General features: G+C 42.6%; 14 protein-coding genes and 1 tRNA gene. 10 read left to right on the top strand and 5 right to left on the bottom strand.

Annotated features, from left to right (window positions below):
- Positions 1 to 16: 16 nt before the first annotated feature.
- The 3 genes from H589_RS0103450 to H589_RS0103440 form a co-directional block, all read right to left on the bottom strand.
- A complete protein-coding gene (locus H589_RS0103450) occupies positions 17 to 475 on the bottom strand; it encodes an N-acetyltransferase (protein WP_027720744.1) in 459 nt (152 codons plus the stop codon).
- A 6-nt stretch (positions 476 to 481) separates the two neighbouring features.
- Positions 482 to 967 carry a TlpA family protein disulfide reductase gene (locus H589_RS0103445; protein ID WP_027720743.1) on the bottom strand — a complete coding sequence of 162 codons (486 nt, stop codon included), beginning with the start codon at positions 965 to 967 and terminating at the stop codon, positions 482 to 484.
- A gap of 188 nt (positions 968 to 1,155) precedes the next feature.
- Positions 1,156 to 3,576: a homocysteine S-methyltransferase family protein gene (locus H589_RS0103440; RefSeq protein ID WP_027720742.1), complete on the bottom strand. Its 2,421-nt coding sequence runs from the start codon at positions 3,574 to 3,576 to the stop codon at positions 1,156 to 1,158.
- Between the two features lie 340 nt (positions 3,577 to 3,916).
- On the opposite strand from H589_RS0103440, the gene H589_RS0103435 reads away from it, so the two are divergent.
- The 10 genes from H589_RS0103435 (at position 3,917) to H589_RS0103390 (ending at position 13,168) form a co-directional block, all read left to right on the top strand.
- The gene (locus H589_RS0103435; RefSeq protein WP_027720741.1) at positions 3,917 to 4,885 is read left to right on the top strand and encodes a sigma-70 family RNA polymerase sigma factor; all 969 of its coding nucleotides are present in this window, start codon (positions 3,917 to 3,919) and stop codon (positions 4,883 to 4,885) included.
- Positions 4,878 to 5,666, top strand: coding sequence for an HD domain-containing protein (locus tag H589_RS0103430; protein ID WP_027720740.1), 789 nt, complete (start codon positions 4,878 to 4,880; stop codon positions 5,664 to 5,666). The genes H589_RS0103435 and H589_RS0103430 overlap by 8 nt, the downstream gene beginning before the upstream one ends.
- Entirely contained in the window at positions 5,663 to 7,411 is a 1,749-nt protein-coding gene (locus H589_RS0103425; RefSeq protein WP_027720739.1) for a tetratricopeptide repeat protein, read from the top strand. The genes H589_RS0103430 and H589_RS0103425 overlap by 4 nt, the downstream gene beginning before the upstream one ends.
- Positions 7,408 to 8,205, top strand: coding sequence for a hypothetical protein (locus tag H589_RS0103420; protein ID WP_027720738.1), 798 nt, complete (start codon positions 7,408 to 7,410; stop codon positions 8,203 to 8,205). Before H589_RS0103425 ends, H589_RS0103420 begins: the two co-directional genes overlap by 4 nt.
- A gap of 27 nt (positions 8,206 to 8,232) precedes the next feature.
- Positions 8,233 to 8,556 (top strand): hypothetical protein, encoded by a 324-nt coding sequence (locus tag H589_RS0103415; protein WP_027720737.1) that lies wholly within the window; start codon positions 8,233 to 8,235, stop codon positions 8,554 to 8,556.
- A 20-nt stretch (positions 8,557 to 8,576) separates the two neighbouring features.
- Positions 8,577 to 8,661, top strand: a tRNA-Tyr gene (locus H589_RS0103410).
- Between the two features lie 162 nt (positions 8,662 to 8,823).
- A complete protein-coding gene (gene rpiB / locus H589_RS0103405) occupies positions 8,824 to 9,255 on the top strand; it encodes a ribose 5-phosphate isomerase B (protein WP_027720736.1) in 432 nt (143 codons plus the stop codon).
- A gap of 135 nt (positions 9,256 to 9,390) precedes the next feature.
- Complete coding sequence (gene tkt, locus H589_RS0103400) at positions 9,391 to 11,370, top strand: transketolase (protein ID WP_027720735.1); 1,980 nt, start codon at positions 9,391 to 9,393, stop codon at positions 11,368 to 11,370.
- Positions 11,371 to 11,592: 222 nt separating this feature from the next.
- Positions 11,593 to 12,576, top strand: a complete 984-nt coding sequence (locus H589_RS0103395; RefSeq protein WP_027720734.1) for a GlxA family transcriptional regulator — start codon at positions 11,593 to 11,595, stop codon at positions 12,574 to 12,576.
- Complete coding sequence (locus tag H589_RS0103390) at positions 12,566 to 13,168, top strand: DJ-1/PfpI family protein (protein ID WP_027720733.1); 603 nt, start codon at positions 12,566 to 12,568, stop codon at positions 13,166 to 13,168. The genes H589_RS0103395 and H589_RS0103390 overlap by 11 nt, the downstream gene beginning before the upstream one ends.
- Positions 13,169 to 13,239: 71 nt before the next feature.
- Here H589_RS0103390 and H589_RS0103385 read toward each other — a convergent pair whose 3' ends face one another.
- Together H589_RS0103385 and H589_RS0103380 are read right to left on the bottom strand one after the other, a co-directional pair.
- Positions 13,240 to 13,455: a YtxH domain-containing protein gene (locus tag H589_RS0103385; protein WP_027720732.1), complete on the bottom strand. Its 216-nt coding sequence runs from the start codon at positions 13,453 to 13,455 to the stop codon at positions 13,240 to 13,242.
- Between the two features lie 94 nt (positions 13,456 to 13,549).
- The gene (locus H589_RS0103380) at positions 13,550 to 17,239 is read right to left on the bottom strand and encodes a DUF748 domain-containing protein (RefSeq protein ID WP_027720731.1); all 3,690 of its coding nucleotides are present in this window, start codon (positions 17,237 to 17,239) and stop codon (positions 13,550 to 13,552) included.
- Positions 17,240 to 17,331 lie beyond the last annotated feature (92 nt).

The raw sequence follows: 17,331 nt of genomic DNA, 5'->3' as shown, positions 1-17,331 counted from the left end.
TTTTCCTTATTGAATTTTAAAGTTTAATAACCATTGGAATTTCATCACAGTCTGGGAACATAGGGCAATTGATGCAATCGGCCCATATTTTTTGAGGCAAAATATTCTTATCTGTCTCAGTAAAACCCAGCTTTGCAAAAAACTTCTCAATATTTGTAAGTACAAATACATCTTTAACACCAAGGTCTCGTGCTTCCTGAATACAGGCATGAACCATTGCAGCTCCAATATTGGAACCACGCGCTTCCGGCACAACGACCAAAGAACGAACTTCTGCCAGAAAATCCCAACTGATGGCAAGTGCACAGCAACCTATAATTTGGCCAGAATCATCTTCAGCAACAAAAAAATCGCGTAAATGGCTGTATATTGAATTTAAAGGACGCGGCAAAACCATTGCATCCTTAGTCCTGTCTTTTATGATGAGATGAATATCTTTAGCATCTCTCATCATCGCTTTTCTAATCTGAACCATTTACTTTTACCGGTCCTTCAACAATTTTCTAGTATAATTTTCAAACATGGCTCCCGGATAACTGCCTTCTTTATCAAAAACACGTTTTCCTTTGGGATCATACATAATGGTGCGGGGAATACTCTGAATTCTGAAATAATTCCCCACATCATCATCTGCAAAATAAATAGGATAATTAAACTTAGCACCCTTGCCCATGAAGTTATCGACAGCAGTCCGGTCAGCGTCAACAGAAACACCGATCATCACCAACTCATCATCAGAGAATTTTTTACGTAATTCGATAAGATCAGGAATCTCGGCACGACAGGGAGGACACCATGTTGCCCAGAAATTAACTAATACGACTTTACCTTTATTCTTATTGATCAAGTCCTGAACACCCTGAGCATTAATACCTTCAACTCCCTGCGCTGTTTCAACCTGATTACAGCCAACAGAAAGAACAATCATTACAAATATTATTAGACTTATTTTATTGAGAAATTTCATTTCAACCCCAATATAATTATTTAATCTGAATTATTTAACCATTGCACTAGCAGATTCCTTGAAAGAATTCAAAATCATATAACAGGCTATGTCTGTCCAATAAGAACTCTTAACCGACTTGGAACATAAAAAACAGAACCGCCACAAAGATAATCTTTGCAGCGGTACTTAATTTATTTAATTTCAAACTACTGCAATAATTGTTTTGCAACCTTTACAGCTGCGACAGCATCAGTTGACCAGCCATCAGCCCCGATGGAATCGCAAAACCCGCCGGTAATAACTGCTCCGCCAATCATCACTTTGGTATTTAATCCACGTTCTTTAAGAAGATTGATTGTATCCTCCATTCGGACCATTGTAGTAGTCATAAGAGCGGAAAGACCGACAATTTTAGCCTGATGTTCCTGTACAGCCTTAACAATATTTTCAGCAGGTACGTCTTTACCAAGATCAATTACATTAAAACCATGATTGCGCAGCATGAGACAGACTATATTTTTACCGATATCATGAATATCACCTTCAACGGTTGCCATAATAATCGTATCTTTCTCCTGATCTCCGCCCTCTTCTTCGAGTAATGGCTTCAGCTTTTCAAAAGCCTTCTGCAATGTCTCAGCCGATTGTAATAGCTGCGGCAGAAAATATTCTTTGCTCTCGTATTTCTCTCCCACTTCCATAATAGCAGGAATAAGATCTCCGTTAACCAGTTCAAAAGGCTTGCGACCGGCCTCAAGGTCTCGTTCAACAAGAGCTACGATATTACCACGGTCACCCTTGACAACAGCATCAAAAAGATTGTCCGCGCCGGACTTATCCGGAGCCTTGCTTCCCCCTACGCCTGAACCTCCACTATTATCACCGGAAGGAGTCCAGTCAGAAAATTTCTCAATGAACTGCTCAGCCTGTGGGTCACGAGCCAAAAGTACTTCCGCAGAATAAAGAGCTTCACGCAATCTAGAAGAATTCGGATTAGCGATAAATGCACACATCCCCTGCCCCTGACAGAGAGTCAGGAAACTGGAATTAAGCAGCTCACGGGCAGGAAGCCCGAAAGAAACATTGGAAAGTCCCAAAACAGTAGGAAGATTCCATTCCTCCTTGCAATGACGGATAAAATCAAGGCAATGACGGGCGGCAGTAGGTTTTGATGAAACGGTCAGAGCCAGAGCATCGACCATGATCAGTCGGCGTGGAATTCCTATTTCATCAGCCTGTTTAAGAAGGTTGGATACAACTTCAATTCTCTCTTCACAGGTAAAAGGAAGCTTGCTCCCGATAATAGGCAGTAAAATAAAAGGGGCCCCGAACTTTTTACACAAAGGACCAAGACGCTCCATACGTCCTGGTTCACCGCTGATGGAATTTACCAGAGGAGTACCTGGATATTCCCATAAAGCCGCTTCCACAGCATCCGGGTTGGTTGAATCTATACTCAGCGGGGCAGAATACTGCGCAAAAATTTCTTTAGTTAGAGCAGGAAGTGTCTGAACCTCATCCACCATCGGAGCACCGACATTCACATCCAGAACTGGTGCACCGGCCGTAACCTGCTCTTCAGCAAACTTCATAGCCTCGGTAAACTGTCCCTTCTGCAACTCCGCAATAAGAACTTTTTTACCAGTAGGGTTGATGCGTTCACCGATTATTACCCCACGCTGTTCAAATCCGATTGCAACGGACTCTCCACGGGAAGTAAGTACCATTTGGCAATCATCCTGAGGGACAGGACGTTTCCATCTGGCATCGCCTACAGCGGCTCTGAGGGCTCGAATGTGGTCCGGTCCCGTTCCGCAGCAACCACCGATAAACTTAGCACCAACTTCGAGAAAACGTACGGACTGTTCAGCGAAAGGCTCCGGCTTAAGACGAAAAACAGTGTTACGGTTCTCATCAAGTTCCGGCAATCCCGCGTTTGCTTCAACCAGCAGTGGAGAAGATAGACGAGGTTGCATATTTTTAAGGACTTCAAAAATCTGCTCCGGTCCGGCACTGCAGTTAGTCCCCATAAGCTCAACACCCATATTCTGCATGGCATCGACAAAAGTAAGTGGAGAAGTACCGGTCAGACATGCCGACGGAGATTCAAAAGTCATTGAGATCGCCACGGGTAGATCGCATACTTCTCTAGCTGCAATAACAACTGCCCGGGCTTCAGCAAGGTCAAAGTGAGTTTCGCCAAGGATGAGATCAACTCCACCTTCAACCAATCCCTGAATCTGCTCTTTATAAATTTCAACCATCTCTTTGAAAGTCATTTCGCCAAGAGGCTGCACAAAATGTCCAGTAGGACCAACGCTCCCGCCGACAAAAACAGTGTCTCCGGCTATAGATCTTGCAAGCAACGCCATTTCACGGTTCAAAGCGATGACATCAACATCAGCGCCAAGCTTTGGCCGACTTCCGCCAAAAGTATTCGTAGTCAGAACATTTGCCCCGGCATCCACGTAATCCTGATGCACAGACTTTATTACATCAGGTCTTTCCAGTCCGAAAACTTCAGGAGACATACCCGCAGGCAACCCTCTGCTTTGCAAAAAAGTTCCGTATCCGCCGTCGAAAAAGTATACTCGTCCATCGCCGAGGGCTTTGCGAAAATCAGGCATGACTGCTACTCCCAAATAGTTGTGATTAATTTAAGCCAAAAAGATGATTGTTTTTTAATAAATATTTCCCAACCCCATTAAGCAAAAAAATATTATTTTATTATATTTATTGCCTAAAAATATCTCAGCCCTGTTCGGTCATGATATATTATTTTGAAAAATGATACAAAGCCGAGCTTGAAAAGTTTGAAAGAGAAGGGATAATGCGTTAAAAACGCTTCTACTTAAAAACATTGAAAAGGACAAATAAAAACTATATCCTTATACGTTACTAATATGCTCTCAATGTTTTTAAAAAATATTCAATAAATTTAAGGCGAACAGGAAAACCACCCAGGCAATGACATTAAATGAAGACCCAGTAGAATTGGAACTCGTTGAAAACGAAGAAATAAAGGTAACTCCAAAACCGGACTTTCTCCCCACGCCCAGAGCAAAAGGAGAAATTGCTACTAAAGATCCTTTACACCTTTATCTACAAGAAATAAGCCGTTTCCCGCTACTTGAGCCTGACGAAGAGTTTCAACTGGCGAAACGAGTGCAGGAAAATGGGGATCAGGAAGCTGCATTCCGTCTTGTTTCTTCACACCTGCGTCTGGTTGTTAAAATTGCTATGGATTTTCAGCGCCGCTGGATGCAGAATGTTTTGGACCTTATTCAGGAAGGAAACGTAGGTCTTATGAAGGCCGTGAACAAGTTTGATCCTGATAAAGGCATAAAATTTTCATACTATGCTGCATTCTGGATAAAAGCCTATATCCTCAAATATATTATGGATAACTGGCGTATGGTCAAAATTGGAACGACCCAGACACAGCGTAAGCTTTTTTATAACTTAAACAAAGAACGTCAAAGATTACAACTTCTTGGGTTTGACCCAACTACCTCTGTCCTTTCAGAAAACTTAAATGTAAGTGAAGAAGAAATCACGGAGATGGACCAGCGTCTGGCTAAGAATGATCTCTCTTTAAACCTCAAATTCGGCGAAGATTCAGAAGCCACCCGCATGGATTTTCTGCCTGACCTTGGTCCGGGTGTTGAAGAAACTCTTGCCAACAAAGAGATTTCCACATTACTGCTTAAACAGTTAAAAACAATTGTTCCTGATCTTAATGAAAAGGAACAGGTAATTTTAAATGACCGTCTTCTCTCAGATTCCCCGAGAACACTCCGGGATATAGGTGAGGAGTTCGGTGTCACCAGAGAAAGAGTCCGCCAGATTGAAGCAAGACTTTTAAGTAAGTTAAAAGAGCATCTGGCTGAAACAGTAAAAGATTTTTCTCCAGACTGGATATTTGACAATGAATAAACTGCTTATTGAATTAAAAAAAGAAGCTAAGGCTATGGCCTCTGCACAACCAGTTCCTGTTTTTTATCGCGACCTTGAAACTCAGCTTGAATTTGCTAGAGATATGTTTTTTGACCACCCGCTGGTCATCAGGTTGCAAGAAGACGTTCTGCCTTTTCTTTATGATGAATATGCCCACGGAATATATCATTCCAAAAAAGTTGCGATTGAAGCCGGGGCCATCATTTTAAAAGAAGGCGAAGATATGGATCAGGACAGGGTGCGCGAGCTTGTTCTTCTGGCCCAATTCTGCGGCCTGCTGCATGACAGTTGCAGACTGGATGAGGATCACGCAAAAAGAGGAGCAGAAACCTCAAAGGTAATCCTTAATAATTACCCTCTCTCAGAACGCAGCAAGGAACTCATTGCTGAGGCAATTGCCCGCCACGAGGCGTTCAAGACTGAACAACCGATCGAAAATGACCCAGAACTGGAGCTTTTAAGCAGTGCTCTATACGATGCTGACAAATTCCGCTGGGGACCTGATAACTTCTCGACCACTTTGTGGGAGATTTGCGATTACGAAGATTGGACTATCAAAGAAATTATTGAGAAATTCCCCAAAGGTTTAGAAATCATCAAGTCAATAGACTCAACCTTCAGGACCGAAACAGGCCGGAAATACGGACCGGAAATGATTGCTCAAGGCATAAATATAGGTTCCGCAATTTACGAAAAACTAATTGAACTATCAGAAGACCCTAAATACAGACCTGACGATCAACCTGAAAGGATCATATGACCTATCTGTCCGGCAATTCAAAATATACTACCAAATCTGTTGTAATATTTGCCCTGCTGGCCATTTTAATGATGCAGGGCTGTGCACAGAAGACAATGCAGACAGCTGCGCTTCAGCTTAACCCTGAAGCACAGTTGACATACGACTATCTCGTTTACATGGACTACCGTTCCAGGTTGGGCCAGATAATGAGCCAAGGCTTGCGTACGCCGATAGCCATAAATGAAGCTGCCAAAATACAGAAAGAAGCTTTGGTGGTGCTGGATAGAATCATTGCTGTAGAGCCTACTGTGCAGCTTTATCTCGATAAATTTGCCCTGTACTGGACTTCACAACAGATTGATGAAGCAAGAGCGGCTCTCAAAGAAGCTCTAGAAAAATACCCTTTTAACAGGGACCTGACTATAAATCTTGCCAACACATACCTCGTGGACAACCGTAGCAAAGATGCAGAAGCGGTTCTCAAAGAATATCTGCATAAAAAACCTGATGACCTTCTTGTTACTACACATCTTGCACGTATCTACCTGGAACAAAAGAAATTTGCTCAGGCACTTGATATTCTTAAAGTCATTCCGCAAAACAAACGAACTCAGCAGATTCATTACTTACACGGCAAATCAAGTGCAGCTTTGGGGCTAACTAAGCAAGCAATCAAGAGTCTTCGCAAAGCTGTAAAGGCTGATCCTAATTTTATTGAAGCATGGGGGGAGCTTGCCTACCTTTATGAGATTGAAAAGGATTACTCTGAAGCTGAGAAAATTTATAGCAAAATGCTGGAATTTCCAGATGTGTCAAACCACATCAGGATCAGACTGATTGAGCTTTCTCTTAAACTGAATAACCCGGAACAAGCCTTAAAGCTGGTTCTGGAAGGACCGCGTAACAATGCTTTTCTTCTGGAAGCTGCGCAAGTTTTTCTTAACGGAAAATTTTTTGGTCAGGCTTCAACCATCCTTGATATTTTTACCCAGCAAAAGCCTATTCCTGATGCCTACTATTTCTTCAAAGCATCCATAGCATACGAAGGGGAGAGTAACCCGAAAAAAGCTTTGGATTTTTTGAATAAAATAACTTCTAAAAGTGATCATTATGACCGATGCCTACAATTTAAGTCCCATCTGCTCATGGACATGAAGCGCAATGATGAGGCTCTTAAAATCATTAGTGAAGGTCAGAAAAGATTCCCGGAAGATGCTGATTTCTATCTTTTAGAAGCAGCTCTGTATTCCGAAACAGGTCAAAATGATTTAGCGGAAAAAGCCCTTTTGCGCGGCAACACAAACTCTCCCGATAATCCAAAAATTCTTTTCCAGCTTGGATTAACCGAAGAGAAAAGAGGAAATCTGGATAAAACTATTAAGTATATGGAACAAATCATTTCAAAACATCCTGATCACTCCGATGCTTTAAACTTTGTGGGCTACCTGCTTGCCGAAAAAAATGAACAACTAGATCGAGCCCTTGTGCTTGTATCAAGAGCCAATCGCCTTGAGCCGGACAACGGATACATAATAGATTCTTTAGCATGGGTGAATTATCGCATGGGAAACTATGATGACGCATGGGAACTTATTAATAAGGCAATATCATTAAGACCCAAGCAACCAGAATTATGGGAACATTACGGTGATATTGCGCTGGCACTGGGTAACAAAAAAGAAGCAGAGAAAGGTTACAAAAAAGCATTAAGTTTTAAACCTTCAAATAAAAAAGATATTCTCAAAAAGCTGGAAAATTTATGATTTCCCGTTTTGCTTTAATGATTGTAGTGGCATTCATGTTAGCAGTCAGCGGCTGTGCAACACACACAGTCAAGCTGAATAAACCTGAAAGCCAATATGCACAGTTTAAAAAAACATACAGCAGTTGCAACTCAACCGGCATAAAAGCTACAGCCAGTCTTTATTATTCATCAGAAGGTAAAGGACATCGAACGACAATAACTTTATGGGGAGACTATGAGTTGCCATTACGCCTAGATGTGCGTGCTGGAATCGGTGCATATGTGGCTCACATCCGCGAAGAGAATGCAGGGCTTACTGCCTTCTATCCGGATGAACGGACGTCTTATTCACACTCTTCTCCACTTAGAGCTGTACAACTTCTTGGATTGCCATTCCCCTTTTCCCTTAAAGACCTTGCGGGACTCGTTAGCGGTTGCTATCAATCCCTGATTCCAAACGTGTACAATACAGTAACACCTGTTGCTGAAACAAAATTCAGATACTCATTCGACAACAGCCAGATAAGCTCCATAATTCTTAATGAGCAGGGAGTAGCAACGGAAATCACCGGGCCCAATGAGAATCCCTGGAAAATGGAACTTTCCGCTTATGAACTCAATGATTCCGGTAAAATGTTACCGGACAAAATCATTGTATATACCGGAACTGGTGAAAAAGCTGTGTTACGTATCAAGTCCAGAACCTTCTTTGCTGAAAAATGGCCGGATGAAGCCCTTAAAATGGAACTTCCTGATGGCACAGAGAAGATTAAACTAGATAAAAACAACTATTCTAAAATTAATTTAAAATAATAACTGGCACCTGTTTGGAGGTTATAAATGAGCGAACAAGGCATGACTCAACCAAAAGAAGACAAGGGAATTGTTGATATTTTTAAAATAGGTCTTGACGTATGGCTACAAGAGATGAGAGGAGTCTTCAGTCGTTTGTTGGGAAACTTTGAGATTTGTCAGCTTGATAAACGTCTCGAAAGAGAATACGCACTTCTCGGAAAGCTCAGTTGCGGTGACGCAAAGGGTGATATTGAGTTATGCAAAAAGCAGATCGATTTTTTTAAAGATGAGATCAGCAAGCTTAAAAAAGAGCAAGCGGCAAAGCGTGATGTAAAACATCGCGACAATGAACGTAAAATGGATCTCTAATCTGAGTATTTAAATATAGTGGTGGGGTTCCCGAGTGGCCAAAGGGAACAGACTGTAAATCTGTCGGCAACGCCTTCGGAGGTTCGAATCCTCCCCCCACCACCACTTAATTCAGGTTAGACCATTAACAAAACCTAAAAGTACAGGGTGTTTAACAGACACTCGGAGCACAGCTTTAGAACAAAGGCTCAATGGAAAGAATTTCCAAAGAGCAGGTTTATTGCTGTGCCTGTTCACGTTTGGGCATCCTGCGCAGGAGACTAGGAGATGGCCGGTAAAGTCATAATCGGTTCGGACCACGGGGGTTTTGCCCTCAAGGAATTCGCCATTAAACTGCTCAAAGACATGGGCTACGAAGTTGAAGACGCTGGTCCTGAAGCCGCTGTAAGCTGCGACTATCCCGTTTATGCCGCAAAGGTGGCGGAACAGGTTTCTGATGAAAAACTCGGAATCCTAATCTGCGGAACCGGACTAGGCATGTCCATGGCCGCCAACAAGCATAAAGGTGTACGTGCTGCAATGTGTACTAATGAGTACATGGCTAAAATGGCCCGTGCGCACAATAATGCAAACATTCTATGTTTAGGTGAAAGGGTTATAGGCCAAGGTCTGGCAGAAGAAATTATCCGTGCATTCATGACTTCAGAGTTTGAAGGTGATCGCCACCTGCGCAGAATAAATCTATTTGATCAGTTGTAGTACATAATCCCGTCGGCAGAAGTGCAGGCGGGATTTTTTTATATAAACATAAGACAGCATTTACCAGGAAGCCTGTGGGATTTACCCGCAAGTTTAAATGCTGCACATAATATCTTTTTTTAAGGGGAACTCAAAATGAGTAACAACCAGTTGGACCAGAAAGCTGTCAACGTTGTCAAAGGGTTAATAATGGATTCCATCCGCAAGGCAAACTCCGGACATCCCGGTGGGTCTATGTCTTCAGCGGATTTCGCATATGTTCTTTATAAAGATTTTTTGAAATTTGATCCCAGCAATCCAGAGTGGTCTGACCGGGACCGTTTCGTAATGGCTGCAGGCCACGAATCTCCATTGCTCTACTCCATCCTGCATCTTTGCGGATTTCTTTCCATTGAAGACCTCAAGCAGTTCCGTCAGCTTGATTCCATCACTCCAGGCCACCCTGAACATGATATGACTCCCGGTGTCGAAGCAACCAGCGGTCCTCTTGGACAGGGTTTCTGCGTAGGTGTTGGTATGGCAACAGCTGAGGCGTTCCTCAATGCCAATACCAATAATGATGTTGTCGACCACTACACCTATGTTCTTTCCTCTGACGGTGATTTTCAGGAACCAGTCTCCCTCGGCGCAGCTTCTCTCGCCGGACTCTGGGGCCTTGGAAAACTCGTTGTATTCTATGACAGTAATGACATCCAGCTCGCTGGACCTACAAGCAAATGTGACTGCACTGACTTCAAAAAAGTTTTTGAAGGTATGTGCTGGCATGTACTGGAAATTGACGGTCATGATCATGATGCGATTCGCGAAGCAATTAAAGCAGGTCAGGCTGAAACAAAACGCCCGACTATAATCATAGGTAAAACTGTGATGGCTAAAGGTGCAGCAACCTGCGAAGGAAGCCATTCTACACACGGTTCGCCTCTTTCCGTTGAAGAAATAGAAGCTACCAAAAAAGGTTTCGGTCTTCCTGAAAAAGAAACTTTCTACGTTCCCGAAGACGTTGTTGAACATTTTCAGTCCAGATTCCCAGACCTTAAAGCTCTTGCTGCAAAATGGCAGGAAAAAAGTGATGCAGTTCTCGCAGCTGATAAAGAAATTGCAGCCTTCTGGGCACAGTCCAATACTCCGCGCAGCGAAATTAAACTGTCTCTGCCAGAATTTGAAGCTGGTCAGTCCATAGCAACCAGAAAAGCATGGGGAGCATGTCTTGATGCAATCACAGACTCCCTGCCGACCCTAGTTGGAGGCTCTGCGGACCTCGATCCATCTAACCAGACTGCGAACTTCCGTAAAAAGGTTGGTGACTTTGCAACTGATGGATACACCGCACGTAACCTTGCTTTTGGAGTTCGTGAATTTCCAATGTCCGTTATCCTTAACGGCATGGCCCTGCACGGCGGCGTTATCCCATTCGGTGCAACTTTCCTGACTTTCTCTGACTACTGCAGAAACGGTATGCGCATGTCTGCTTTGCAGCATCTGCCTGTAATTTACATTTACACTCATGACTCTTTCTATGTGGGTGAAGACGGTCCTACCCATCAGCCTATTGAGCATGTAGCCTCACTGCGCCTCATCCCGAACATGCTTATTTTAAGACCTGCCGATGCGCGTGAAACCGCTGCATGTCTTGAGATCGCTATGACACAGGACAAGCGTCCTTCATCCCTTATGCTCACCCGTCAGGGACTTCCTGTACTCAACAAAGATGAATTCCCGCAGCTTGAGGAAGGAGTAAAACGCGGAGGCTATATCATCAAGGACTGCGAAGGCACTCCTGATATGATCGCCATCGCAGCAGGCTCAGAAGTATCAATGGCCATAGAGGCTGCTTCCATGATCAAAGATAAAAAGATCCGTGTAGTTTCCATGCCTTCCATGGAACTTTTCGAAGAGCAGGATCAGGATTATAAAGATTCTGTTCTCGATCCTAAAGTGAGAACACGTGTTGCAGCTGAAGCTGGCCGCCCGGAAATCTGGTACAAATATGTTGGACTCGATGGTGAAGTCCTCGGTATCAACCATTTTGGCGCATCCGCACCTGCAGCCCAGCTTGCTGAAAGATACGGATTCACTGCCGCAAACTTCGCTGAGATCATGAAAAAACAGTTCTAGTCTCTCGCTATCAATATAATTAAAAAAAGGGTCCTCCGGAACATTGCTCCGGAGGACCCTTTTTTTATGTCAATTTAATAGGATATATCCTGCAACCACCTATTATCATATGCATAAAAGACTATTTAAATAACTCATAAAGATATCATCATAACTAACTTTGGCAGAAAATGCATATTTTTTGTCATTGCTGCCAAAGTTATTATCTTTTAAGTTTACCCCATGAAGAAACACATTGTTTTTTTTCTCTACCCTGATGTTGTCGCATTAGATATTACCGGACCTTTAGAAGTATTCTCAACAGCAACAGAACTGCTTAGCAGGAACAACCGAAAGGACGAAGGCTACAATCCCTGCTTTGCATCTATGGTTGCAGGTCCTGTTAGAACTTCATCCGGCCTTACGCTTTATGCGGATGAAAACATAGAGACAACTAATCCTGACATTCTTCTAATACCGGGTGGCCCAAAGACTGAATCCATATCAACCGACCCCGCAATAATACACGCAGTGCAAGCAGCGGCTGAACAAGCTGAGAGTATCGTCTCCGTATGCAGCGGTGCATTTATTCTTGCTGCATGCGGATTTCTTGATGGAAAGCAGGCCACCACTCACTGGATGCTTACGGGCCGGTTAGCAAAATTGTACCCTTCTATAAAAGTAAATCCAGATGCCCTCTACGTACAAGACGGCAATATATCCACAAGCGGCGGAGTAACTGCAGGCATAGATCTGGCTCTGACAATTGTTGAAGAAGATTACGGCCCACAACTGGCGATTGAAATTGCCCGTATATTACTGCTGTATCGAAGACGCCCCGGACATCAAAGTCAGTTCAGTTCACCTTTAGCCATACAGGCACAGACATGTTCACTATTTAGCGAACTTATAGTCTGGATGGAAGAAAACCTGTCTGAAAATCTTACTGTAGAACGATTAGCTGAACAGGCAAATATGAGTCCACGAACTTTTGCACGAATTTTTCCGGCGGAAACAGGTGAAAAACCCGGCCGATTTGTTGAACAGTTACGGATAGATCGAGCGCGCGAAATGATCGAGTCCGGCATGAAATCATTTGATATTGTGGCTCAGGAATCCGGCTTTGGCCGTGAAGAACGGTTACGCAGGGCATTCCAGCGAAGGCTCGGCATAAGCCCGGCCCAATACAGGGCTCATTTTATAAAAGGAGAACTCCATGAAAAATAATCTCACATACGGAATATTAATCTATGAACAGGTTGCTGAACTAGACTTCGTAGCACCACAGCAAGTTTTCGCGGCCTCCAATAATATAATTGGCGAAGGAAGAGTTGTCACCATAAGTCAGTCCACAAATCCTGTGCGGGGTATAGGTGGGTTGAATATAATCCCGGATTACAGTTTTGACACTGCGCCAGATCTTGATGTTTTGCTTTTGCCAGGCACAGCCGAAGTAGATGAATATGCTCTTGGAAGCGAACAGACCATTGACTGGGTCAAAGCACAGTACGACAAAGTAGACTACATGACTGCGGTATGTACAGGAACACTTATTCTGCAAAAGGCAGGTCTGCTTAAAGGACGCAAAGCAACAACACACTGGTTACTTATGGATGCTTTAATTAAAGATGCTGAAATCAAGGAAATGCCGGAGATGCGGTATGTGCGAGATGGTAAAATTATCACTTCACAAGGAGTCTCAGCCGGTATGGACATGGCGTTATGGCTGATAGGACAAATCCATGCCCCCGATCACTCGCGAATGGTTAGAAAAATACTTCAATATGACCCTGCTCCGCCATATACAGCAGAAGTTTAATAACAAAGAAGGCCGTCACAATTGACGGCCTTCCCTAATATACAGACTATTAATAGAAGTGAATGAGTTCATTATTTGTCCATAACCTCTTTCGCCTTATCCTTCATATCTTCATAAGTTTCTTTAGCTTTATCACTCATACCATCCATCTTATCTTTGGCCTGATCTACGGCTTCATCAAACTTTTTTCCTAACTTTTCTCCAGTTCCCTGATCCTCACAGCCAGCAGAAACAGACAAAAATGCAACCAGACAAAGCACATAAACCAATTTTTTAATCCAGCTCATGTTAACCTCTCAAAGTTAGATTGTAATCTAAACACCACAAACAAAATCACTGTGTACAGATATATTTATGGCTTCTGCACCTGAAGACTTCTATCTACTGCAACCCAAGCTCAACCCTGGGTCCACTACCCTTTCCAGTAGCACTAAGCCTCTTGAGAAATACTCGCTCAGGCTCCACACCGAACTTGCCTGTAAGCAACTTACGCACAGACTCTTCCCGCATACGAGCTAATTCGGAAAGCTGAGTATCTGTAATCTTGATATGGTCACGCAACGCCTTCTCCATATCAGGTATGGGCAGAGTTTCCACAAATCCAAGAAAATTCTTAGGCTTATCAAATGGAGCCTCTTTGTATGCAATTTCAAGATACTCAGGATACTCTTCTGAACTTAGTACTACATCCTTAACCGAAGCGGGTGCATTTTCATCTCCCTCAAGTTCAAGAAACTTAGGCATGGCAATCTGGCGGTTGAACTCAGCCTTCTCCATTGTGGGAATATCGTCTGGCGAAGTAAAACCGCTGATCTGAAGTTTAAGCCCGGGCCGATCCTTCATTGCTTTTGCAACAGACTCAATTTTGGAAAGCTCACTCTCTTTCGGTCCAGCTACTCCTGAATCAAAGATCAATACATCCATATCTTCACCACCGCCGACAAGTGATCCTATAAGTGCAAATGGTGAGGTCACAGCCTTTACAAGCAAGTTTACAATCGCCATCCCAATTACACGCCCAAGCTTGAACTGGGGATCAGAAAGATCTCCTTCAACCGGAATATCAAGGCGTATATTCCCACTGCTGTCTCTAAGTAAAGCCAGTCCCAGCCCAATAGGAATATTGGGAGCATCCGGATTGTCTACTTTGTCACCGACTTCAAACTGGTAAATGTCAAAAACATTTTCAACGGCAAGATATTTACTACGTAACTTAACCGCAACATCAGAACTGAGCATACCTGTACTTACCGGATAGGCAATGAACTTCTTGGTATAGGGGGAAAGCTGGGTCATATCCAAATTGGCAAGAGAGAGAGTCAAATCGGTATTTGCACCATCATCTGTGGGTTGCAAAAAGCCTTCTACCACAAGCGGAGCCTGCCCGTCGAAAGTTGCATTAAATGAAAGGTCAGTCCGGTCACCACGGGGCAGCTCCAAGCCACGTACAGCAGAATACATTTTAGTAATATCCAGTTCAAAGGCAGGAGAAACAGTATGATCTTTAAAAAGAACTGTACCGTTACTCATGAACATTTTGCTGACATAAATATTATTGGCTGACTTATCGACTGGTTTTGAACCCTCTGCTTCTGCTGCCACAGTCTTCTTAGATGCAGAGGTATCAATCTTGGCTTTAGATGCAGCTTTTTCAGCCTGCTGTTGAACTAGAGTAGCATTTACAGGTACAGCTTTTTTACCTGTTAGCATGCGGGCAATATTAAATGTACCGTCAGCTTCCCTTGCAAGGTGAACTTCAGGCTCAACAACCCCCACAGACTCAACTTTGACCATAAACGGAGCAGACACCAGATTAATGCCTTGCGCAGAAAATTCGTTCAAATGCAAGAATTTACTGTTTCCCTTTGAATCGCGAACCAGAAGATCCTTAAGTTGGACCTTACCGGTGTATGAGGCCACGGGATCATTAGCTGCTGAAAAATTCCAGTTACCATTCACATCAATATGCCCACGAGCAATATTAAGCTGCATTTCCGGTGGCAGGTAACCATTAAAATCACGCAGCCTGAATTTGCGAAGACTGATGCTCCCTGCCCCGCTCAAACTCTGCGCTCCGGCCTGCCCTTTAATATCCAGAAACCCACGGCCGTTTATTTTTGCCCCAAGAGAAAGTTCCATTTGTTTTTGCTCAGGATAAGTCAGTCCATTCACACCTATTTTAATATCACTGACAACTGTCTTGGTTGTCTTGGTGGCAGCTTTGTCAGTTAATTCTACAGCAGAATCAGTCAGCTTAAACCTGTTAAGAACAACCTGCCATTGTTTTTCTTGAAGTTCGGAAGCTGCTTCTTTTACACTCTCTTCAACTTTCTCTTCCTTTATTTCAACCTCATCTTTACTTTGCTTTGAAGCCATTTTCTTCTGATGCTTTTCTATTTGCTGGAGAATATCAATTCCCTTACTATTACGCATGAGCTTGATCAGAGCCTTATTGAGGTTGATAGAATCAATAAAAATTGATTTATCTTTAACGTCAACAGTCCCGTTAGTCATTGCAAACCCGTCCAGATCAATAAGAGATTTGCCTCCGCCTTTAGGCTGCAGTTCAATATTATTTACATCAACATGGATATTATTGAGACGAACAGTGTCTGTTTTTGCCGCAAATACAAAATCGCTGCCTACTGTTATTTTACCTGAAGCAATATCAAGAGGGAGTGGATCATCAAGATAAATATGATAATCAGGAATATCGAGGTCGGTTACGGCCATACTCCCATTCACGGACAACGGCATAATTCCTATATGCCCATTACTGCTGATGGTTTCAGTTGCATTGGAACCTATAGAAAAAGCATAATTACCCATGGAATTTTCATCAGTACTTATATTTCCCACATTAACTGTTATTGGACCAATTAATTTATGGAAACCATGACTGAACGCATTATCAGTAAAATCCACCTGACCATTTTCAAGTTTAAATTCGCGGACCAATGCGGCCAAAGCAGGGCCTGTATCTTGTTCATTTTCTTTTGACTTTTCACCTGCCTCTATTGAGGGGGACAGATAATCAAGAAGATCAGGACTGCCGTCTTTCTTTAAACCTACTTTTAAATACGGATCAGTCAGCTTTATAGAACCTATTTTAATAATTCTACGTAAAATACCAATCTCATCGAGATTAACATCCAACTCTTTGAATTTAAGCAAGCTAGGACCGTCTTTAGCTGTTAGATCGAAATCCTTTATATTTGCATTCCCACTAATGACAACATGAGGTAACAAAATCTCACTGCGTTCAAATGCAAGACTCAAATTTGTATTTAAAAATCCGCTTTTAAGCGAAGTGGTCTCATAAATAGGAAGATAGGGCCAGTACTCACCAATAGGTGCATCTTTCAGCGAAAAAAGAAACTCGGTCTTCAAAGATGATTTAAATGGCAATGAGTGACCGTTAAGTACAAATGGAGTACCGTTTATAACCATATTCAAAGAAGGCTGAACTTGTTTTTCGTTGTCTCTAAGGAGAGAAGAAGTAAACGGGACAGACAGATTAAGGTCGGAAATCACATGATGCAGGTCACGCACTTTATCATAGACTTTGCATGTTCCGTTAGTAATCACAAGATTGTGTAGAATAAACGGAAAAATTTTCTTAGATTCTTTTTCCTGCACTACAGGCTCATCATTTGCAGAATCTATAGGAATCAAATCAGATATACTGCTTCCGCCCCTGAAAATAGAAATATCTACCTGCGGGTCAACAATCTTAATCTGGTCAAAAATAGCCGAAAGTCTGAACAATGAAAAAGAATCAAAATTAAGATCAAAGCTTTTAAACGAAAAGAGATTACCATCCCCTTCACGCTTACCTATCTTAAAACCGTCAATTTCAATATGCAAAGTGTAAGGATTGAAATCAAGACTATTAATACTGACCGGACGGTTCAAAAGTTCAGGCAATTTGGATAACGCTATCTTTCTGGCTGTAAACGGAATCAGGAAAAAACCTATTAATGTATAAAAAACAAGTAAAATCCCAATGACAACGCTGATTTTACTCCATTTATTTAACAAATTCCATTTGCTGTGTATATTTTTAAACATTTAACTCCCCCTGCTCAACATGATAATCGAGATATCAACTTATTACATTATAATTTTATGAAAAGACACCCTCACTCCCTGCCCAAGTTCCC

Source organism: Maridesulfovibrio zosterae DSM 11974 (assembly GCF_000425265.1).
Lineage (GTDB): Bacteria > Desulfobacterota > Desulfovibrionia > Desulfovibrionales > Desulfovibrionaceae > Maridesulfovibrio > Maridesulfovibrio zosterae.
This window is presented reverse-complemented; position numbering and strand designations above follow the sequence as displayed.

What these genes read in the sequence shown, in the direction of transcription:
- tkt (WP_027720735.1), top strand. Translation starts at nt 9,391, where the DNA reads ATGAGTAACAACCAGTTGGACCAGAAAGCTGTCAACGTTGTCAAAGGG.
- H589_RS0103395 (WP_027720734.1), top strand. Translation starts at nt 11,593, where the DNA reads ATGAAGAAACACATTGTTTTTTTTCTCTACCCTGATGTTGTCGCATTA.
- H589_RS0103440 (WP_027720742.1), bottom strand. Translation starts at nt 3,576, where the DNA reads ATGCCTGATTTTCGCAAAGCCCTCGGCGATGGACGAGTATACTTTTTC.
- H589_RS0103425 (WP_027720739.1), top strand. Translation starts at nt 5,663, where the DNA reads ATGACCTATCTGTCCGGCAATTCAAAATATACTACCAAATCTGTTGTA.
- H589_RS0103415 (WP_027720737.1), top strand. Translation starts at nt 8,233, where the DNA reads ATGAGCGAACAAGGCATGACTCAACCAAAAGAAGACAAGGGAATTGTT.
- H589_RS0103445 (WP_027720743.1), bottom strand. Translation starts at nt 967, where the DNA reads ATGAAATTTCTCAATAAAATAAGTCTAATAATATTTGTAATGATTGTT.
- H589_RS0103380 (WP_027720731.1), bottom strand. Translation starts at nt 17,239, where the DNA reads ATGTTTAAAAATATACACAGCAAATGGAATTTGTTAAATAAATGGAGT.
- H589_RS0103430 (WP_027720740.1), top strand. Translation starts at nt 4,878, where the DNA reads ATGAATAAACTGCTTATTGAATTAAAAAAAGAAGCTAAGGCTATGGCC.
- H589_RS0103450 (WP_027720744.1), bottom strand. Translation starts at nt 475, where the DNA reads ATGGTTCAGATTAGAAAAGCGATGATGAGAGATGCTAAAGATATTCAT.
- rpiB (WP_027720736.1), top strand. Translation starts at nt 8,824, where the DNA reads ATGGCCGGTAAAGTCATAATCGGTTCGGACCACGGGGGTTTTGCCCTC.
- H589_RS0103385 (WP_027720732.1), bottom strand. Translation starts at nt 13,455, where the DNA reads ATGAGCTGGATTAAAAAATTGGTTTATGTGCTTTGTCTGGTTGCATTT.
- H589_RS0103390 (WP_027720733.1), top strand. Translation starts at nt 12,566, where the DNA reads ATGAAAAATAATCTCACATACGGAATATTAATCTATGAACAGGTTGCT.
- H589_RS0103420 (WP_027720738.1), top strand. Translation starts at nt 7,408, where the DNA reads ATGATTTCCCGTTTTGCTTTAATGATTGTAGTGGCATTCATGTTAGCA.
- H589_RS0103435 (WP_027720741.1), top strand. Translation starts at nt 3,917, where the DNA reads ATGACATTAAATGAAGACCCAGTAGAATTGGAACTCGTTGAAAACGAA.